Origin of the sequence: Methylobacterium litchii, assembly GCF_038442315.1 — a bacterium.
GTDB lineage: Bacteria > Pseudomonadota > Alphaproteobacteria > Rhizobiales > Beijerinckiaceae > Methylobacterium > Methylobacterium litchii.
Genome location: NZ_JBBXMY010000023.1, coordinates 1 through 16,236, shown reverse-complemented (window position 1 = coordinate 16,236; position 16,236 = coordinate 1). Strand labels below are relative to the sequence as shown.

Sequence of the window (16,236 nt, the reverse complement as noted above, 5' to 3'; positions counted from 1 at the left end):
TCTTCGCCGAGAACGGCTGTCGCCTCGCCCTCTTTTTCCGGATCGCCGTAAGCGCTCGGTGAGCGGCCGCCTGGTCAGGCGGCGTGCGCGGCTGGCTGGGCTTGCGTCCAGTTCCAGGGCAGCAGATCGGTCAGCCGCTTGACCGGATGATCGGCGATGCGTGTGAGCACGTCACGCAAATAGGCCTCGGGATCGAGCCGGTTCAGCTTGGCCGTCTCGATCAGGCTGTAGAAGGCGGCCGCGCGTTCGGCCCCGAGGTCGGAGCCGGCGAACAGGTAATTCTTGCGCCCGACCGCGACGCCGCGCAGTGCCCGCTCGGCCGCGTTGTTGTCGAGCGCGATGCGCCCGTCGTCGAAGGCGCGGGCGAGCGCCGGCCAGCGCGCCAGCATGTAGCGCAGCGCCTTGGCCAGTTCGGACCGACCCGGCAACTGGGTGAGGCACAGTTGCGCCCACACCTTCAGCGCCGCCGCCAGCGGCTTCGCGCGGGCCTGTCGTTCACGGGTGCGGGCGTCGGGCGGCTTGCCGTGCAGCTCACGCTCGATCCCGTAGAGCGCGCCGATCCGCGCCAGCGCCTCCGCGGCCAGCGCCGAGCCGGTCGCGGCGTGCACGTCGAAGATCTTGCGCCGCACATGAGCCCAACAGGCCGCTTCGGTGAGAGCACCACCTGGGCGGGCTTCCTCGTAGAGCGCGTTGAAGCCGGCATAGCCGTCGGCCACCAGCACGCCGGAGAAGCCCGCCAGATGCGCGAGCGGGCGCTCGCCCCGGCGGTCGGGCGAGGCGAAGAACACGGCCGCCGGCGGACGGGCGCCGCCGTGGGGGCGCTCGTCGCACACGTAGGTCCAGAGCCGGCCGGTCCGGGTCTTGCCGGTGCCCGGCGCCAGCACCGGGATCGGCGTGTCGTCGCCGTGCAGGACGGCCGAGCCGGCGATCACCTCCCGGCGCAGCAGGTCGACCAGCGGCCTCAGGGTAGCCGCGGTGGCACCGAGCCAGCCCGAGAGCGTCGAGGTGGCCAAATCCACGCCGTCGCGGGCGTAGATCTCGGCCTGGCGGTAGAGCGGCAGGTGATCGTCGAACTTCGCCACCGCGATGTGGGCGAGCAGTCCGGGTCCGGCCCGTCCGCGGGGAACGGCGTGGTGGGGGGCGGGTGCCTGCACCACCTGCTAGCAGGCGCGGCAGGCGAACGCCTCGCGCACGTGGCGCACGACCTTGAGCCGGCCCGGCACATAGTCGAGGCTCTCGGTCACGTCCTCGCCGATCCGGCGCAAGGCCCCGCCGCAGGCCGGGCAGGTGCAGGGACCGGCATGGACCACGCTCTCGCGCGGCAGATGCTCGGGCAAGGCCCGCCGGGCCGGCCTGAGGCGCGCGGCCTCCACCGCTTCGGCCACGACCGGCGCGGCACCCGAGCTCTCGGCCGCGTCGGCTTCCAGCGCCTCAATGGCCAGTTCGAGCTGCTCGACCCGCTCTCCGAGCTTCTCGGAGGAGATGCCGAACCGCGCCCGCTTCAGCCGGGCGAGTTCGAAGCGCAGCTTCTCGATCAGGGTGTCGGCCTGGACCGCCTCGCGCGCCATGCCGACGATCAGACGCTTGAGCGCGTCGACGTCGTCGGGCAGCAGGGCAGGATCGAGAGCCACCCCAACAGCTTAAGCCTTGCCGAGGGGGCTCGCTACAGCCTCGGTCCCGGACACGACCGGCTCGGTAGTCTTCCGCCTCAGCCCGCAATCCTCGGCCGGTCGGTGCGCAGCGGCGTGCGCCAGTCGATGCCCTCCAGCAGCATGGCGAGTTGGGCCGGCGTCAGCGCCGCCGCGGCCCCGGCGGTGGCCGGCCAGACGAAGCGGCCCTTCTCCAGGCGCTTGGCGAACAGGCATAGGCCCTGGCCGTCCCACCACAGCACCGTGATCAGGTGCCCCTGCCGCTCACGGAACACGAAGGCCTGCCCCGAGAACGGATCGCGGGCCAGATGGTCCTGCACGAGCGCGGCCAGACCGTCGAAGCCCTTGCGCATGTCGGTGTGTCCGGTGGCCAGCCAGACGCGCGAGCTGGACGGGACCGGGATCATCGGTGGAGCAGCGCCGCGATCACGCCCTGCAGCAGCGCCAGGTCCGCACCCGCCTCGGCCCGCAGCCGATGGCCGCCGGCCAGCTCGATCTCGACGACGCCCGACCCGGCCGGCCTCTCGGCGGTCGCAGCGGCGGGCGGCGGCAGGGCGAGCGGGACGAAGGTCGGCGGGGCGGAGGTCGTCCGGGCCTGCTGCTCGGCCAGCACGGCGCGTCGCCACCGGAACAGCAGGCTGGAATGCAGCCCGTGCCGGCGTGCCACCGCCGAGGCGGTCGTGGCGGGATCGTCCGCCTCGGCGAGGATGGCCCGCTTCTGCGCGGGCGACCAGCTTCGGCGTGTGCTGGCGACAACGATATGAGGATTGGTCATAGGTCCAGACACAGGGCCGATACAGCGCCATCCGACACCACATCCTGTATCCCGAGCGAGGCACTACCCGCACAAGGCGGCCGTCACCGAGCGCTTACGGATCGCCGATGAAGAGCCGTTTTTAGGACCGCCAAAGGCTTCTGCGATAGCTTAATTGGGTCGAGTGTCAAACAGCATGGGAACGGGACCCCGGATCGGCTTCCAATCGGGGCTCTGACGCAATCTCGCTGATCATGGAGGCGTGAGGCCGATCAGGCGAGCTTGCAGCAGGTCAATCTTGCCGCGGCCGTACATCTGACGCTTCACCAGCTTGAGTTTGGTGATCTGTCCTTCAGTCTGGCCGTTCGACCATGGCAACGTGATCGCCTCCAGAACCGCAGGTTTGTCCTGACCCACGCCGCGGGCGAACGAGGCGACGAGGCTTGTGCCAGCACGCGTGAGCCACCCTTCGAGCCTGTCCGGCGCCATCGCCCGAACCATCGTCTGGAAAGCGCCCACCACCTCGCGCGCCTCGACCAGCGCTGGCACGCCGTCCTCGATGGCAGCCACGGTCAGCGTCTCCGCCTTGGTCAAGCGGTCGCGACCTGTCATCAGCCATCGCGCCAGGGTTCGTGCCGACGGCACACGCTGCAGCCGTTCGATCTTGGCCTGCTCGGCGCGTCGACGCCGCGTCGCCCATTCCCCGACCACACGCAGCGATCCCCGGAAGCCTTGCCCTTTCGCCCTGCGCCAAAGTTCGGTCGCGTTGCGGCTGCCAGCATCCCACTGGGCATCGAGCCAGGGCAGATAGGCGTCGAGCGAACTCTGGCGGACCCGGAAGACGTCGGTACGCTCCCCACGTAGGACCGCACGCACCACCTTGCGGCTGTGGCCAAGACGTTGGCAGATCCGGCGGATCGGAACGCCTGTCTCGGCGAGCGCGCGGATGGCCGCGTCCGCCTCCTCCCGCCGCAGGTAACCCTCGTACTGGATGCGCTCGGCTGCAGTGAGCAGCGCCGGATCGATCGTGGTTGCGCCGACCACCTCGCGAACCTGTCGCATCGATCTGCGCACAGCATCGAGGAAGCCACGGCTGGCATTCTCCATAAGGTGCCACCGGTCGGCGACCTGGATGGACTGCGGCAGAGCACGGGCGATGGCCTCGCCATATCCACCCCCGCGGTCGCGGGCGACGATCCGGATCGAGCCGTTCATCTTCAGCCAAGTCTGTGCGGTGGCCTGCTCGCGGTCGGGCAGGAGCGCTACGATGCGGCGTCGTTCGAGATCGCAGACGAGGGTGCCGTAGCGGTGGTTGCGCCGCCAAGCGAAGTCGTCGATGCCGATGATGCTGAGTGGATCGGAGTGTATCGTTGCCCGACGGCGGATCACACGCAGGAGCGTGTCGCGGCTGACGGGCAGCATCAGGCGCTGAGCGAGGCCTGCACCGGGCCGACCACCGAGTGCGAGCCCAACTGATGGACGATCTGCTCCAGCCGCGAGGTGCGTCGCGCGAAGGTAGGCAGGACGTCCTCGGAGAAGCGCTCGGCAAAGATCTTCCGCCCACAGGCCGCTGCATCACACCAGAAGCGTCTCACCATGACTTGGAGTTCGACGCGCCGACCACCGAGCGGCAGGTCGGCAGCACGGCGCTGGTAGCGGCTTTGGATGCGACGTGAAGAGGTCCGGCAGTCTGGGCACGTCGCCTTCGCAGATCCGGACCTCACGACCAGACTGATCCGATCGGTGCCGACATCGAGGTGATCGACGACGAGTCCGGCAGGGACGAGGCTCGACGGCCTGAAGCGGGGGCGCATGCTGCGGCTCCATCATGGATATCCGCAATCTCAACGCCGCCGGAATCAGCGAGAGTGAGTCAGGGCCCTTATTCCACGCCGAAACACAGCTTTGATGCCGACAACCTGCCGTCGCTATATCCAGGGGCATGACGACGCCGAACTCGTCGCCGCCGAGCCGCGCAACCTCCGCCGCCTCGCACAAGCGCGCCATTCAGGCACCACGCGAGCTGCCGGGACCGGAAGGCCTGATAACTTCACGTAAAATAACGTGGTATCTGTCGTTGCAGATTCACCACGTGTCGGGAGCTTCCTCCGAAGTCCACCCCGCCCCGAGGCTCTTCTGGAGCGACACGTACGCGGTCGTCATCTCGGTCTGCCCTTGCGCCAGGCTCTGCTCGGTCTGCAGGCGCTGGCGCTCCACGTCGAGCACGTCGACCGTGCTGATGGTTCCGGCCTGGTTGCGCTGGTTGGTCAGGCTGGACGCCCGTGCCGCTGCCGCGTTCGCCCGGGCGAGCCGCGCCACGGCCACGCGCTGGTGCCCGTAGCGGGAGAGCGCGGTCTCGGCGTCTTGCAGAGCCTGGAGAACCGTCTGCTCGTACTGGACGACCTGTATCTCGGCCCCGGCCTCGGACTGGCGGATCTGCGCGAGCGTCCGGCCGAAGTCGAGGACGTTCCACTGCAAGGTCGGTCCCACCGTGTAGGTCGACGCGGCGAGCGTGCCGATGTCGCCGATGTTCGGCGAGATCCAACCGGCGTTGCCGATCAGGTTCACCCGGGGGAAGAGGCGTGCGACGGCCTGCCCGATCTGAGCGTTGGCTGCGGCAAGCTGCCGCTCCGCCTGACGGACATCCGGTCGCCGCCGCAGCATTGCCATGGGGTCGCCGAGCGCGACGCTGCGCGGGGGCACGGGCACCGGCTTGGCCGATCTGAGGGCCGGGTCGAGAGCGCCCGGTTCGAGGCCGAGGAGGACGGCGAGCCGGTTGAGGTTCGCGTCGACCTCGGCCTGGAGCGGCGGGATCGTCGAGGCCGTGTTCTCGTACTGGCTTCGGATGCGCTCGACGTCCAGGGCGGAGCCGGCCCCCTGCGCGAGGCGCTGCTCGGCCAGCCGCAGAGTCTCGCGCTGGAGCGCGGCGGAGCGCTGGCCCAGCGCGACGCGCCGCTGGGCGCCCCGCAGTGCGACGTAGGCCTGCGCCGTCTCCGCCGCGACCTGGACCTGGGTGTCGGCGACCTGCGCCTCGGCCGCGCCGGCCAGCGCACCGGCCTGCTCGATGGCGCGCTGCCGCCCCCCGAAGATGTCGATCTCCCAGCTCGCGTCGAAGCCCGCGTTGTAGATGTCGAAGTTGATCGACTTCGGGACGGGAGCGCCGGTCAGGCCGGTGAGCGCCTCGCCGGCCCGGTCTCCCAGGAAGGTCTTGAGCGGCAACTGGTTGTTGAGGGCGACCGCGTTCGAGCCCACCGTCGGCGCCAGGTCGGCGATCCGACCGCCGACGACGGCGCGCGATTGCTGCAGGCGCGCCCAGGCCACCCGAACCTGTGCGTTGGCCTCCAGCGCCTGCTCGACGAGCCTCGTCAACTGCGGATCGTTCAGGCTGGTCCACCACCGTGCGGAGCGCGGCTGCGAGACCGCCGCGACGGCGCCCGCGCGGACGAAACCCGCGCCCGTTTCCGCTCGCGGCGCCGCGGAGGGCGGACCGGCGTAGTCGGGTCCGACGACGCAGCCGCCGAGCATCAGGGCGACCGCGACGACCGGCACGAGCGAGGGACCGCGTGATGGCAGCCTCCGCGCCCCGCACCGGGCAGGCGAACCGGGTCTCAGCGGGAACACGCTCGTCACCATCAGGACGCCTTGCTGGGAATGGGGCGGATGAAGGGGACGAACGGCAGCCCGACCAGCATCAGAACGCCGAGGATGAAGTAGAGGTCGCTGTAGGCCATGACCTCGGCCTGCAGGTCGATGGTCGTCTTGAGCATCTGTAAGGCGCCCTGCATCCCGCCCTCGCCGGCAGCCATGCGGTTCATGGCGTCCTGCGCGATGGGCGAGGTCGCCGAGATCGATTCCGAGATGCGGTCGGTGTGCAGGTCCTCGCGTCTCTCCAGCATGGTCTTGATCAAGGCGAGGCCGAACGAGCCGCCGAGGTTGCGACCGGCATTGAACAGGCCGGAAGCGTCCTCGGTCTTCTCGTCGGGGACGCTTCGCGTGGCCGCCTCGTTCAGGAACAGCAGGCTGAGCGCCTGCCCGAAGCCGCACAGGATCTGCGAGGTGACGAACTGCGACCCGTTCGCGTCGGGGATCAGGCCGGAATTGTAGAAGCACCCCGCCGAGTAGAAGAGCAGCCCGCTCCCGATGACGATCCGGATGTCGAGGGCGCGCACGATCAGGGGGTAGAACGGCATGATCAGCAGGGAGGGCAGGCCGCTGATCAGCGCGACGTGGCCCGCCTGCTCGGCGTTGTAGTCGGGCACACGCGCTAGGAACTGCGGGATGAGGTAGAGCAGCCCGTAGAGCGCCGCGCCGACGACGAGACTGCTGACGAAGACGCTGCCGAAGCTCTTCTGAAACAGCAGCCGCAAGTCGATGATCGGCGTCCGGCTCGTGAACTGGCCGACGGCCATGGCCACGAACCCGAGCCCCGAGACGACGCTCAGCTTGAGGATGAAGGCGGACTCGAACCAGCGCTCGCGCTGTCCCTCCTCCAGCAGGGTCGTCAGGCAGCCGAGTCCGACCGAGAGGCCGACGACGCCGAGCCAGTCGGCCTTGGTCAGTAGCCCGAGCCGCGTCGCGCGCCCCGGGACGGCGATCACGATCAATGCGATGAGCGCCAGCCCGACCGGCACGTTGATGAAGAAGGTGTAGTGCCAGCTGACGTTCTCGGTCAGCCAGCCGCCGACGAGCGGGCCGACGACGGGGCCGAGCACGGCGGTCAGCCCGAACAGGGCAGTCCCGAGCGGCCTCTGGCCCTGCGGCAGACGCGTCGCGACGATGGTGAGGGCCGTCGGGATCAGGGCGCCGCCGGAGAAGCCCTGCCCGACGCGGCCGATGATCATCTGCGTCAGGTTGGTGGATAGACCGCACATCGCCGAGAAGCCGATGAACAGGGACGTGGCGAGCAGGAGAAAGTTGCGCAGGCCGAAGATCTTCTCGAACCAGCCGGCGAGCGGGATCATCACGATCTCCGCCACGAGGTAGGAGGTCGAGATCCAGGTGCCCTCGTCGGCGCTGGCCGCGATGCCGCCCTGGATGGTCGGCAGGGCCGCGTTGACGATGGAGGCGTCGAGCGTCGCCATGAAGGCGCCGATGGTGCCGGCGGCGACCGCCATCCAGGCCGAGAAGTCGGCCTTCTCCGCCTCATCGGCCACGCGCGTCTCCCGGGCCGGCATCGCTCGTCTGCTTCGGCGCGTCCTCCTCCTCGTCCTCCTCGTCCTGGCGGGCGCTGCGGGTGTCGACCGTGACGACGACGGAGAGGCCCGGCACGAGGACCTTGCGAGCTTCCTGGCCGGACTTGAAGCGGATGCGGACCGGGACGCGCTGGACGATCTTGGTGAAGTTGCCGGTGGCGTTCTGGGGCGGGATGAGGGCGAAGCGTGCGCCGGTCCCGGGCGAGAAGCTCGCGAGGCGCCCGTTCAAGGGTCGGTCGGGAAGTGCGTCAACCTCGATCTTCACCGGCTGGCCGATCCGCATCAGACCGACCTGCGTCTCTTTGAAGTTCGCGTCGATGTAGAGATCCTCGACGGGCACGATGGCCATGAGCCGGGTCCCGGGCTGGACCGTCTCGCCGATCCGGGCGTTCAGGTCGCCGACGCGGCCGGCCACCGGGCTGCGGATGACGGTGTGGTCGAGGTCGACCTGGGCCTGGGTCAGCTCGGCCTGCGCCTGTTCGACCATGGCTCGCGCCTGGGGCAGTTGCGCCTGCGTCGAGGCCAGTTGTTTCCTGGCGGACTCGACCTGCGCCTCCCCGAGGTCGACCTGCGCCTTCGCCTGGTCGGACTGGCTGCGGTACTGTTCGAGGCGCTCGACAGTGTCGGCGCCGCTCGCGGCGAGCGGCCGGTAGCGGGCGACCTGGTCGCCCGCGAACCGGGCGCCGACCCGGTTGACCGCGAGTTGAGCCTTGGCCTGCTCGATCTGGGCCCGTTGCCGCTCGACCTCCGCCTCGGTTCGCGCCACTTCGGCCCGACGCCCGTCGAGCTGCGCCCGGGCCTGGGCCACCCTGGCGCTGCTCTGCCGGTCGTCGATGCGGACGAGGAGGTCGCCGGCCGCCACCGTCTGATTCGCGGAGACGGGGATCTCGGCGATCCGCCCCGAGACCTGGGGCGAGACGGTGACCTGGTCGGCCTTGATGTAGGCGTTGTCCGTCTCCTGCATGAAGCGGCCGGTGGTCCAGTAGTGCCAGCCGTAGACCGCACCGGCCGCAACGAGGCCGAGCGCGACGACCAAGAGGCCGATGCGGACCCAAGGCTTCTTCAGGGGCGAGGGCTTGCCTTCCTTCTCGCCCCCATCCCCTTCCTCGCCGGCATCGCTGCCCCCGCTACCATCGCGGTCGTCCTTCCCACCGTCGCCGGCGCGGTCTTCGGACGTGGCGTCGGACGCGTCCGCATCGTCTTCGCCCGGCTTCGTGGACATAGTTCCCGCGACCTAAAAAAGCACCTGCCGCGTACCTTTAAGCTGAGGTGTGGGGGGGAAACAAGGGGAGCCTCCGGCGTTCTCCATCGGAGTCGGGATCGTACGTGCAGTAAAAATGCAACGATGCCTGGAGGCAGCATAGCCATAGGTATACCCAGACAAAATGCCCGTCGAAGGTGCTTTTAACGAAGCCACGGGGTGAGCCTACGCTGTAGTTTGGCGGCCGCGTCGCGGTATGCGGTTCCTCGGAACGGTCAGGCCCCAGCATCCAGCCCATATCCAGACAGGAGATCGCTCGATCTCACGAAGTATCGGAAGCGAGAGCGGGACTTCGAGGACAGTCGCATGGCAGATGCCGGACCAGACGAGGCTGCTCCGCAGGATCCAGTAGTGACCGGCCTACGAAAGCGAGGACGACCGCGTCGTGGCTCGGAGGCCGAGATCACCGAGCGCATCCTCGATGCGGCTCAAAGCGTCTTCCTCAAGGAAGGCTTCGACGGTGCGAAGCTGGACGCCATCGCCGCGGCTGCAGGGACCTCGAAACGGACCTTCTACGCGCGCTTCAAGTCCAAGTCCAACGTGTTCGAGGCCGTCGTCCAACGCATGATCGAGGATGCTTTCCGGCCCCTGTCGGTCGAGGGGACGGGGGGCTCGCACCGGGAACGGCTGCACCGTCTCGCGCAGGAGATGTTGGCACAGTCCCTCTCCCCGGACATCGCGGCGCTGGAGCGGATGTTGATCGGGGTCGCACCCCGCTTCCCGGAGCTGCCCCGCCGTCTCAACGAATTCGCACGTAAGAGGGGTGTGGTGCTTGTCGAGCGCTGCCTCGCCGCCGGGATCGCGGCTGGCGAGTTCGCCTGCGCCGACCCAGGCTTTGCCGCCGAACACTTCCTAAGTGCCATGATCCGCGTACCGATGATCGAGGCAGCGACGGGCATCCACTCCGCCGAGTTGACGTTCGTGAAGCGCGAGACGCTCAGGCAAGCGGTCGACCTCTTCATCGGTGGCGTGGCCGCGAACGCACCGGGGGCGAGGCTCGCCGCGAACCCTTCTGCTCCAGGGGGCTGACAAAATCACGGCTGATTCCCGAGACGGCAGCCTCTCGAGGGCGCAGCCATGACGGATGTCTGCATCGACGATGACCTTCATGGACCGAGCTCGCCGTGTTCGTGACAAGCGCTTCCACCGGCGCCACCTCGATCTAATATTCGCCGTCCACGTCGGACACCGCGTCCTGATCCAGCCCCCCGAACGGAGCCAAGTCATCGGCGACCATGTCGATGACGGTCGCGACGTCGCGGCGGGCACGCTCGCGCAGCAGGGCGAGGTCCACGCCGTAGAGCGCGTGCATCTGCAGCGGCATCAGCGCCATCTCCACGATCCGTGTGGCGATGGGCGTGGCCGCGGCAACCTGGTCCGGCGTATGGCCGTCCCCGACGATGACCTCGGCCACGCACTCGACGCACCCGCCGAAACCGATCTCGTAGGACGCCCGGGCCATGTCGGGAAAGCGCTCCCGCTCCACGATGGTGATGCGCATCAGCGCGATGACGTCCGGGACGAAGGTCTCGTCGGCGAGCATGACGCATGCGCGCAAGATCCTGACCCGGAGCGGCCCCCCTTCGTCCCCCGCCGAGATCCGCCCGAGCGCCAGGGTAACGCGTCGTTGGACCACCTCCTTGAACAGCATCTCCTTGGTCGGATAGCGCGCGTACAGGGTTGCCTTGCCGGCACGGGCCAACTCGGCGATGCCTTCGTAGGTCGTTCGGTCGAACCCCTGCTGCAGGAACAGGTGGGTCGCGACATCGAGCACTCGGGCCTCGACCTCCCCCGTTTGGTCCGCGCGCGGTCGACCGCGCCGACGCGAGGGGTTCTGGCCACTGGCCCCCTGGATCTGCTCGCTCAAACTCTTCCCCCTGAGCGTGGGAACAACCCGGATGCCCGGCGGTTCTGAAAATGAACGCGACCGTTCATTAACTGCATCCGGGATCGAGACATGGCAGAGACTGCTTACTTTGAATGGTATGTCACGGGCCTGCAGGCGATCAAAAGCGCCGACGAGCAGGGTAAGGAGGCGGCCCGGGCGGCCACCAAGGATCTCAGTGATCCGGAGCTTCGCAAGATCGCCGAGGAGGGCGCCAGCGCCGCGGAACGCCATTCGGATACGATCTCGCGCCTCCTGAAGGACGCGGGTGGTCAACCGACTAGCATCCCCAACAAGATCATGGAAGGCATCAGGGCCGGCACGATCCAGGCGATGGATGCCGCCAAGGACCCCGAGGTGAAGGATGCCAGCGGCGTGGCGTCAGCCCAAATCTCCATCCACTACTACATCGCGGCCTACGGCACCCTCGCGTCGACCGCCAAGCACCTCGGTCGCGACCAGGATGCTGCGGAACTCAAGCGTATGACGGACGAGATGATAGCCTTCGACAAGCGCTACACCGAAGTCTCCGAGGCACGGACCAACAAGCGCGCCAGCTGACCGAACCATCGGCATACAGTCGCCACCCCAACCCGTTGCGGGGGCCGACCGACTTCCACGAACCAATCGGTCCGTCCGCCGCTCGGCGGGCCTCATGCGAACCACCTGAGGGGGTGAGACGCTTCACGGTGCCTGCGATGATCCTCAAGTTGACGCCTTCCATTCTTCTCATTCTCAGCCTGACCGGTCCGGCACTTTCGCAGTCCGCGCCGACGCGTTCGACGATGCTGTACGGAAACTACTGCGGACCCGGAAACAACGCTCCGTTGCCTCCCATTGATGCCCTCGATGCGGCTTGTGCCCGGCACGACGCGTGCACGCCGGACGGCGCTCTGGCGCCGAAGGCGTGCCATCTCCGTCTTCAGCAGGAGGCGGCGCGGATCGCGGGGGATCCCCGCCAGCCCGACAATCTCAAGGCGATGGCGGGCATCGTTTCCATGGGCGCGGCGCTGATGCCAGCCGAGACCGCGCCTCTGATTGAAATGCCGCTCCGCGGGGAACGGGGGGGTGAATTGCAGGCATCCAGCCACGCGACGCGCTCCGCTTCCTTTGTCCGGCGGACGGCACGCGACTGAGGTGCTTTTTGGCCATGAGACCGACGGCGATACTGTCGTCGGCACTATGCTGATGCGCGTCCCTCACCCTAGAGCCGTGCCCGGTCACGTAGCGACGGCCAAGTCGGTATCGTAGCCGGCGGCAGCAAGGGAGTTGCGGCACTCATCTGCCGTGAAGCGAGCCAAAGCCTGCCGGATGGCGTGCCACAGATCAGGGACGGTGCGGGCCGCCGCTGTCCGGAGCAGAGCCTTCAGCTTGGCGAAGATCTGCTTGATGGGATTGAAGTCCGGGCTGTAGGGTGGGAGGTAGAGCAGCCTCGCCCCGGCGGCCTCGATGGTCTCACGCATACCTGCCACCTTGTGGGCCTGCAGGTTGTCGAGAATGACGGTGTCACCGGGCTTGAGCGCGGGCACAAGCGTGTCGGCGACGTAGGCCCGGAAGCGTGCGCCGTTGGTGGCGCCGTCGAACAGGGTCGTGGCGCATAAGCCTTCGCTGCGCAGGGCGGCGGTGATCGTGTAAGCGCTCGGCGGCGGGCCTTCCGGTCAGGCAGCGTGAGCGACGGGCGAGGCCGGCGTCCAGTTCCAGGGAGCAGGTCGGCCAGCCGCTTTGCCGGATGGTCGGCGATGCGGGTGAGCACGTCGCGCAGGTACGCCTCGCTGTCGAGCCCGTTCAGCTTGGCGCTTTCGATCAGGGTGTAGAAGGCGGCAGCGCGCTCGGCCCCGCGCTCCGAGCCGGCGAACAGGTAGTTCTTGCGCCCCACCGCCACGCCGCGCAGCGCCCGCTCGGCCGCGTTGTTGTCGAGCGCGATGCGCCCGTCGTCGAAGGCGCGCGTGAGCGCGGTCCAGCGCGCCAGCATGTAGCGCAACGCCTTGGCCAGGTCGGATCGACCTGGCACCTGGGACAGGCTCGCCTCCGCCCATGCCTTCAGCGCCGCCCCCAGCGGCCTCGCGCGGGCCTGCCTCTCGCGGGTGCGGGCGTCGGGCGGCTTGCCGTGCAGGCCGCGCTCGATGCCGTAGAGCGCGCCGATCCGCGCCAGCGCCTCCGCCGCCAGGGTCGAGCCGGTCGCGGCGTGCGCGTCGAAGAACTTGCGTCGCACGTGCGCCCAGCACGCCGCCTCGGTCAGCGCCCCACCCGGGCGCGTCCCCGCGTACAGCCCGTTGAAGCCGGCGTAGCCGTCGGCCACCAGCACCCCGGAGAAGCGCGCCAGGTGCGCGAGCGGACGTTCGCCCCGGCGGTCGGGCGAGGCGAAGATCACCGCCGCCGGCGGCCGGGCGCCGCCGTGGGGGCGCTCGTCGCACACGTAGGTCCAGAGCCGGCCGGTCCGGGTCTTGCCGGTGCCCGGCGCCAGCACCGGGACCGGCGTGTCGTCGCCGTGCAGCACGTCCGAGCCGGCGATCACCTCCCGCCGCGGCAGGTCGACGAGCGGCATCACCGCCGCGGCCGTCGCGCCCAGCCAACCCGAGAGCGTCGAGGTGGCCAGATCGACCCCGTCGCGGGCGTAGATCTCGGCTTGGCGATAGAGCGGCAGGTGGTCGTCGAACTTGGCCACCGCGATGTGGGCGAGCAGACCCGGGCCGGCGCGTCCGCGGGCGATGGCGTGGTGGGGCGCCGGCGTCTGGACCACCTGCTCGCAGGCCCGGCAGGCGAAGGCCTCGCGCACGTGGCGCACGACCTTGAACCGGCCCGGCACGTAGTCGAGGCTCTCGGTCACGTCCTCGCCGATCCGCCGCAGCGCACCGCCGCAGGCTGGGCAGGCGCAGGGGCCGGGGTGGACGATGCTCTCGCGCCGCAGGTGCCCGGGCAGAGGCCGCCGCGCCGGCCGGATACGCGCTGCCTCCACCGCCCCGGCGACAGCGGGCATGGCAGCCAGACGTTCGGCCTCGTCGACCTCCAGCGTCTCGATGGCCAGTTCGAGCTGCTCGACGCGCCCCCCGAGCCTCTCCGACGCGGTGCCGAACCCAGCTCGCTTCAGCCGGGCGAGTTCGCCGCGCAGCTTCTCGATCAGACAGCTTAAGCCGTACCGAGGGGGCTCGCCACATCCATGCGCCCGGACGCTGCCGCCTCGGTACTCCACCGCGCTCAGCCGGCGATCCGGGGCCGGTCGGTGCGCACGGGGGCCCGCCAATCGATACCCTCCAGCAGCATCGCGAGTTGCGCCGGGGTCAGCGCGGCCGCGGCCCCCGCCGTGGCCGGCCAGACGAAGCGGCCCTTCTCCAGACGCTTGGCGAACAGGCATAGCCCCTGACCGTCCCACCACAGCACCTTGATCAGGTGCCCCTGCCGGCCGCGGAACACGAACGCCTGTCCCGAGAACGGGTCGCGGGCGAGATGGTCCTGCACCAGGGTGGCCAGACCGTCGAAGCCCTTGCGCATGTCAGTGTGCCCGGTGGCCAGCCACACCCGCGCGCCGGAGGGGACCGGGATCATCGGCCGGTCAGCGCTGCGAGTACGCCCCGCAGGAGTGCGAGGTCGGTCCCGGCCGGCACCCGCACCCGGTGGCCGCCGGCCAGCTCGATCTCGATGGGGCCGGGCTCCGCCGGCACGATGGGCGCGCCGGCCGTGGGGGCCGGCAGGGCCAGCGGCACGAACGCCGGCCCGGCGGGTGCCACCGCCGCCCGCTGTTCAGCCAGGACCGCGCGGCGCCAGCGAAACAGCAGGCTGGAATGCAGCCCGTGCCGGCGTGCCACCGCCGAGGCCGACGTGCCCGGCACGTCCGCCTCGGCCAGGATCGCCCGCTTCTGCTCCGGCGACCACGCCCGGCGCGTGCCGGCGACCACGACGTGCGAGGGAGAAGTCATAGGTCCAGACCCAGGGCCGATACAGCGCCATCTGACGCCAGCACCTGTATCCAGAGCGCGCCACTATCCGCGCAAGGCAGCCGTCACCGAGCGCTTACTTTGAGTCAACATTTCGCCCCTGCCTTACCGTCTCAGCAGCAGCGGCGTAATATGCGCGTCATGCCGCTGCGCCAAAGGAGGCGGCACGCTATGAGGCAGCCTAGGACGGCGGCGCGGGATCGCCCGTTGCGACATCCTGGGAGACACTCATGCGTGCTGTGACCTACACCGAAGGCGCCCGGATCGATGCGCCGGACGCCCTCCTCGACACCACCTTTCCCGATCCCGTGCCGGCCAGGCGCGACCTGCTCGTACGCGTGCAGGCCGTTTCCGTGAACCCAATCGACACCAAGGTGCGCCAAGGCGCCTACAAGCAGGGTTGCGAGCCGAAGGTTCTCGGCTGGGATGCGGCCGGAACCGTGGTCTCGGTCGGACCGGAGGCGCACCTGTTCAAGCCCGGCGACGCGGTGTTCTATGCCGGTGCGCTCGACCGGCCAGGTAGCAACGCCGCGTTCCAGTGCGTGGACGAGCGCCTCGTCGGTGCCAAGCCAGCCAGCCTCGATTTCGCCGCCGCCGCGGCGCTACCGCTTACCGCGCTGACCGCTTGGGAGATGTTGTTCGACCGGCTCGACGTCGCCACGCCCGTTCCGGGTGCCGCCCCCGCGATCCTGATCGTCGGGGGCGCCGGCGGCGTCGGCTCGATCGCGATCCAGCTCGCCCGGCAGCTCACGGATCTCATCGTGATCGCTACGGCCTCGCGCCCCGAGACGGCGCAATGGTGCCGGGACCTCGGCGCCCACCACGTGATCGACCATGCGAAGCCCCTCGCCACCGAGGTGGCGGCGCTCGGTCTTCCCGGGGCGCCCGGGTTCGTGTTCGCGACGACGCAGACCGGTGCGCATCTCCCGCAGATCATCGAGCTCCTCGCGCCACAGGGTCGCCTCGGCCCGATCGACGATCCCGAGACCCTGGATGTGATGCCGCTCAAGCCCAAGAGCCTGTCGCTGCACTGGGAGCTGATGTTCACCCGCTCGCTGTTCCAGACCGCCGACATGGAACGGCAGCACGCGATCCTGACCGAGATTGCCCGCCTGATCGACGCGGGACGGCTGCGCACGACGTTGAGCGAGACCTTCGGTCCGATCAACGCCGCCAACCTGGCACGCGCCCACGCACTCATCGAGAGCGGGAAGGCGAGGGGCAAGGTCGTCCTCGCTGGGTTCAGCGACTAAGCCGGCACGCGAAGCGTCCCGGCTCGGAGCTGGGACGCCAATCGAGCTTGCCCCGGTCCCGGCCGTTCAGGACAACGGAAGCGCCCTCCGACGCAAACCGTTTCGCGGTGGCGGCGCCGATGCCGCTTCCGGCACCAGTGATGACGCGCCTCTTCTCGAAGCGGAACATGTTCGGCTTCCTTCCTAGATGTTTGGTCCCGGCATTTGGTGGAGCGGGTTTGACCTGAAGCGTTCGGGCTCGGCGGACCATGCTTTGCAGATAGCCTCGTAGGGCGTGAGGCCACGCAGGATCTTGAGGCGGCGGCCAAAG

General features: G+C 69.3%; 14 protein-coding genes and 4 pseudogenes. 4 read left to right on the top strand and 14 right to left on the bottom strand.

The genetic code is table 11. The annotated features are described in order from the left end of the window. Positions 1-74: 74 nt before the first annotated feature. From tnpC (AAHF99_RS24600) to AAHF99_RS24570, 7 genes and pseudogenes are all read right to left on the bottom strand, one after another. Positions 75-1,568 (bottom strand): annotated as a pseudogene (gene tnpC / locus AAHF99_RS24600) (IS66 family transposase). 140 nt (positions 1,569-1,708) lie between these two features. Next, positions 1,709-2,056: an IS66 family insertion sequence element accessory protein TnpB gene (gene tnpB / locus AAHF99_RS24595; protein WP_111473357.1), complete on the bottom strand. Its 348-nt coding sequence runs from the start codon at positions 2,054-2,056 to the stop codon at positions 1,709-1,711. Then, complete coding sequence (gene tnpA / locus AAHF99_RS24590) at positions 2,053-2,424, bottom strand: IS66-like element accessory protein TnpA (protein WP_342166984.1); 372 nt, start codon at positions 2,422-2,424, stop codon at positions 2,053-2,055. Before tnpA (AAHF99_RS24590) ends, tnpB (AAHF99_RS24595) begins: the two co-directional genes overlap by 4 nt. Before the next feature lie 231 nt (positions 2,425-2,655). Then, positions 2,656-4,217, bottom strand: a pseudogene (locus AAHF99_RS24585) (ISL3 family transposase). 271 nt (positions 4,218-4,488) lie between these two features. Then, positions 4,489-5,952, bottom strand: coding sequence for a TolC family protein (locus tag AAHF99_RS24580; protein ID WP_342166983.1), 1,464 nt, complete (start codon positions 5,950-5,952; stop codon positions 4,489-4,491). An 83-nt stretch (positions 5,953-6,035) separates the two neighbouring features. Then, a complete protein-coding gene (locus tag AAHF99_RS24575) occupies positions 6,036-7,556 on the bottom strand; it encodes a DHA2 family efflux MFS transporter permease subunit (protein WP_342166982.1) in 1,521 nt (506 codons plus the stop codon). Then, positions 7,546-8,817 (bottom strand): HlyD family secretion protein, encoded by a 1,272-nt coding sequence (locus tag AAHF99_RS24570; RefSeq protein WP_342166981.1) that lies wholly within the window; start codon positions 8,815-8,817, stop codon positions 7,546-7,548. Before AAHF99_RS24570 ends, AAHF99_RS24575 begins: the two co-directional genes overlap by 11 nt. Before the next feature lie 345 nt (positions 8,818-9,162). Here AAHF99_RS24570 and AAHF99_RS24565 point away from each other — a divergent pair, with 345 nt between their 5' ends. Then, complete coding sequence (locus tag AAHF99_RS24565; RefSeq protein WP_342166980.1) at positions 9,163-9,885, top strand: TetR/AcrR family transcriptional regulator; 723 nt, start codon at positions 9,163-9,165, stop codon at positions 9,883-9,885. 133 nt (positions 9,886-10,018) lie between these two features. Here AAHF99_RS24565 and AAHF99_RS24560 read toward each other — a convergent pair whose 3' ends face one another. Then, positions 10,019-10,630 (bottom strand): TetR/AcrR family transcriptional regulator, encoded by a 612-nt coding sequence (locus tag AAHF99_RS24560; RefSeq protein WP_342166979.1) that lies wholly within the window; start codon positions 10,628-10,630, stop codon positions 10,019-10,021. A gap of 183 nt (positions 10,631-10,813) precedes the next feature. Here AAHF99_RS24560 and AAHF99_RS24555 point away from each other — a divergent pair, with 183 nt between their 5' ends. Both AAHF99_RS24555 and AAHF99_RS24550 read left to right on the top strand, forming a co-directional pair. Beyond that, on the top strand, positions 10,814-11,302 hold the full coding sequence (locus tag AAHF99_RS24555) for a DUF892 family protein (RefSeq protein ID WP_342166978.1): 489 nt from the start codon (positions 10,814-10,816) through the stop codon (positions 11,300-11,302). Positions 11,303-11,439: 137 nt separating this feature from the next. Then, on the top strand, positions 11,440-11,877 hold the full coding sequence (locus tag AAHF99_RS24550; protein ID WP_342166977.1) for a hypothetical protein: 438 nt from the start codon (positions 11,440-11,442) through the stop codon (positions 11,875-11,877). 84 nt (positions 11,878-11,961) lie between these two features. On the opposite strand, the pseudogene AAHF99_RS24545 reads toward AAHF99_RS24550, so the two are convergent. From AAHF99_RS24545 to tnpA (AAHF99_RS24530), 4 genes and pseudogenes are all read right to left on the bottom strand, one after another. Then, positions 11,962-12,372 (bottom strand): annotated as a pseudogene (locus tag AAHF99_RS24545) (transposase); the annotation flags it as partial. Positions 12,373-12,399: 27 nt separating this feature from the next. After that, positions 12,400-13,982 (bottom strand): IS66 family transposase gene (tnpC, locus tag AAHF99_RS24540; protein WP_459558958.1). Its coding sequence is split into 2 segments (ribosomal slippage): positions 12,400-12,446 and positions 12,446-13,982, totalling 1,584 coding nucleotides; the frame shifts between segments, so codons are not numbered across the junction. Continuing rightward, a complete protein-coding gene (tnpB, locus tag AAHF99_RS24535) occupies positions 13,937-14,284 on the bottom strand; it encodes an IS66 family insertion sequence element accessory protein TnpB (RefSeq protein WP_342166976.1) in 348 nt (115 codons plus the stop codon). Before tnpB (AAHF99_RS24535) ends, tnpC (AAHF99_RS24540) begins: the two co-directional genes overlap by 46 nt. After that, complete coding sequence (tnpA, locus tag AAHF99_RS24530; RefSeq protein ID WP_238205964.1) at positions 14,281-14,655, bottom strand: IS66-like element accessory protein TnpA; 375 nt, start codon at positions 14,653-14,655, stop codon at positions 14,281-14,283. Before tnpA (AAHF99_RS24530) ends, tnpB (AAHF99_RS24535) begins: the two co-directional genes overlap by 4 nt. A 248-nt stretch (positions 14,656-14,903) precedes the next feature. Between tnpA (AAHF99_RS24530) and AAHF99_RS24525 the strand changes: the two genes are divergently transcribed. Further along, positions 14,904-15,926: a zinc-binding alcohol dehydrogenase family protein gene (locus tag AAHF99_RS24525; RefSeq protein ID WP_342166975.1), complete on the top strand. Its 1,023-nt coding sequence runs from the start codon at positions 14,904-14,906 to the stop codon at positions 15,924-15,926. On the opposite strand, the gene AAHF99_RS24520 is transcribed toward AAHF99_RS24525, so the two are convergent. Both AAHF99_RS24520 and AAHF99_RS24515 read right to left on the bottom strand, forming a co-directional pair. After that, complete coding sequence (locus AAHF99_RS24520) at positions 15,916-16,095, bottom strand: SDR family NAD(P)-dependent oxidoreductase (RefSeq protein ID WP_412759945.1); 180 nt, start codon at positions 16,093-16,095, stop codon at positions 15,916-15,918. The two genes, AAHF99_RS24525 and AAHF99_RS24520, sit on opposite strands and share 11 nt — an antisense overlap. A gap of 14 nt (positions 16,096-16,109) precedes the next feature. Next, positions 16,110-16,236: pseudogene (locus AAHF99_RS24515) on the bottom strand (IS481 family transposase); the annotation flags it as partial.

Excerpts from the sequence above, each read along its gene's own strand:
- AAHF99_RS24525 (WP_342166975.1), top strand. The coding sequence starts at position 14,904 with ATGCGTGCTGTGACCTACACCGAAGGCGCCCGGATCGATGCGCCGGAC.
- tnpB (WP_342166976.1), bottom strand. The coding sequence starts at position 14,284 with ATGATCCCGGTCCCCTCCGGCGCGCGGGTGTGGCTGGCCACCGGGCAC.
- AAHF99_RS24520 (WP_412759945.1), bottom strand. The coding sequence starts at position 16,095 with ATGTTCCGCTTCGAGAAGAGGCGCGTCATCACTGGTGCCGGAAGCGGC.
- AAHF99_RS24570 (WP_342166981.1), bottom strand. The coding sequence starts at position 8,817 with ATGTCCACGAAGCCGGGCGAAGACGATGCGGACGCGTCCGACGCCACG.
- AAHF99_RS24550 (WP_342166977.1), top strand. The coding sequence starts at position 11,440 with ATGATCCTCAAGTTGACGCCTTCCATTCTTCTCATTCTCAGCCTGACC.
- AAHF99_RS24565 (WP_342166980.1), top strand. The coding sequence starts at position 9,163 with ATGGCAGATGCCGGACCAGACGAGGCTGCTCCGCAGGATCCAGTAGTG.
- tnpB (WP_111473357.1), bottom strand. The coding sequence starts at position 2,056 with ATGATCCCGGTCCCGTCCAGCTCGCGCGTCTGGCTGGCCACCGGACAC.
- tnpA (WP_342166984.1), bottom strand. The coding sequence starts at position 2,424 with ATGACCAATCCTCATATCGTTGTCGCCAGCACACGCCGAAGCTGGTCG.
- AAHF99_RS24555 (WP_342166978.1), top strand. The coding sequence starts at position 10,814 with ATGGCAGAGACTGCTTACTTTGAATGGTATGTCACGGGCCTGCAGGCG.
- tnpA (WP_238205964.1), bottom strand. The coding sequence starts at position 14,655 with ATGACTTCTCCCTCGCACGTCGTGGTCGCCGGCACGCGCCGGGCGTGG.